Origin of the sequence: Pseudomonas persica (assembly GCF_900291015.1) — a bacterium.
GTDB lineage: Bacteria > Pseudomonadota > Gammaproteobacteria > Pseudomonadales > Pseudomonadaceae > Aquipseudomonas.
Genome location: NZ_OLKL01000145.1, coordinates 1 through 272, shown reverse-complemented (window position 1 = coordinate 272; position 272 = coordinate 1). Strand labels below are relative to the sequence as shown.

The following is a 272-nucleotide window of genomic DNA, read 5'->3' as shown; positions in this document are numbered from 1 at the left end:
CCGTACAGCAGCGCCTCGGCGGTGGGCGGGCAGCCGGGCACGTAGACATCCACCGGCACGATGCGGTCGCAGCCGCGTACGACGCTGTAGCTGTAGTGGTAGTAGCCGCCGCCGTTGGCGCAGGACCCCATGCTCAGCACCCAGCGCGGCTCGGCCATCTGGTCGTACACCTTGCGCAGCGCCGGCGCCATCTTGTTGCACAGCGTGCCGGCGACGATCATCAGATCGCTCTGGCGCGGGCTGGGCCGGAACAGCATGCCGAAGCGGTCGAT

General features: G+C 69.1%; 1 protein-coding gene. It reads right to left on the bottom strand.

The annotated features are described in order from the left end of the window. The coding region (gene nuoB / locus FQ664_RS26060) for an NADH-quinone oxidoreductase subunit NuoB (protein WP_144175880.1) at positions 1-272 on the bottom strand (272 nt) is incomplete at both ends.